The organism is Streptomyces fructofermentans, from assembly GCF_014651055.1.
Classification (GTDB): Bacteria; Actinomycetota; Actinomycetes; order Streptomycetales; family Streptomycetaceae; genus Streptomyces; species Streptomyces fructofermentans.
In genome coordinates, this window is the sequence record NZ_BMWD01000079.1 from 1 (window position 1) to 1,104 (window position 1,104).

Here is a 1,104-nt window from a genome sequence, read left to right on the forward strand (position 1 = left end):
GCGCTCGGCTGGGGTTTTCCAGCCGAGCGTTTTGCGTGGTCGGCCGTTGAGTTGCTGGGCGACGTGTTCGAGGTCTGCGGGGCTGTGCGCGGACAGGTCTGTGCCCTTGGGGAAGTACTGCCGCAGGAGGCCGTTGGTGTTCTCGTTCGACCCGCGTTGCCAGGGTGAGTGGGGGTCGCAGAAGTAGACGGGGACTCCGGTGGCGACGGTGAACTGCTTGTGGGCGGCCATCTCGGAGCCCTGGTCCCAGGTCAGCGAGCCGCGAAGGTGTCCGGGCAGGGTCTGGATCAAGGGCACCAGCACGTCGCGGACTTCCTCGGCGGTGTGGCCGCCGGGCAGGTGCCCGAGCATGACGTAGCGGGTGGAGCGTTCGACCAGGGTGACGATCGCACTGTCGCTGCGGGTGCCGACGATCAAGTCGCCCTCCCAGTGGCCGGGGACCGCCCGGTCGGCGACCTCCGGTGGCCGGTCGGAGATCATCACCATCTCGTCGACGAACCGGCGCATGCGCTGGGCCGGGCTGCGGTGGGGCTTGCGGCGGGTGCGCCCGGTGCGCAGCGCGAGGGCGACCTCGCGGCGCAGGCCGCCGCGGGCCTGGACGTAGACCGCCTGGTAGATCGTCTCCGGACTCACCCGCATGTCCTTGTCGTCGGGGAACTCGATGGGCAGAGCGTGGCAGATCTGTTCGGGCGACCAGCGTTCCTGGAGCCGGGCCGCGACGAAGTCGCGCAGCGGACCGTCCTGGGCGAGCTTGGAGCCCTTGCGGCGTGACCGGCTCTTCGCCCAGGCGCGCTGGGCCCGGTGGGGCCGGTAGACGCCGTTGACCGAGCGGGCGTCGATCTCACGCTTGACCGTGGAGGCCGGCCGCCCCAGCGCCCGTCCGATCGCGCGCAGCGAGCGGTCCTCGCGGCGCATGTCGGCGATCAGTTCCCGCTCGGCCACGGTGAGGAACCGGGGGTGCATCTCGGCCTCGACTGCGGCCACGGACGGCTCCGTCCGCCCAGAATTGGTGTTCACACCGGTCTTATAGTCGATCAAGAAGCCATCCGGGTGCAGGCGTGAATGGCCGATCTGCCGGATGCCCTTGTCCCAGTCCTGGGCCGT

1 protein-coding gene is annotated in these 1,104 nt (G+C 70.2%); it reads right to left on the reverse strand.

Annotated elements, in window-relative coordinates; translation table 11 throughout:
* Positions 1-1,104, reverse strand: a 1,104-nt coding sequence (locus tag IE265_RS38045) for an IS30 family transposase (RefSeq protein WP_229916967.1), incomplete at both ends; no start/stop codon positions are given.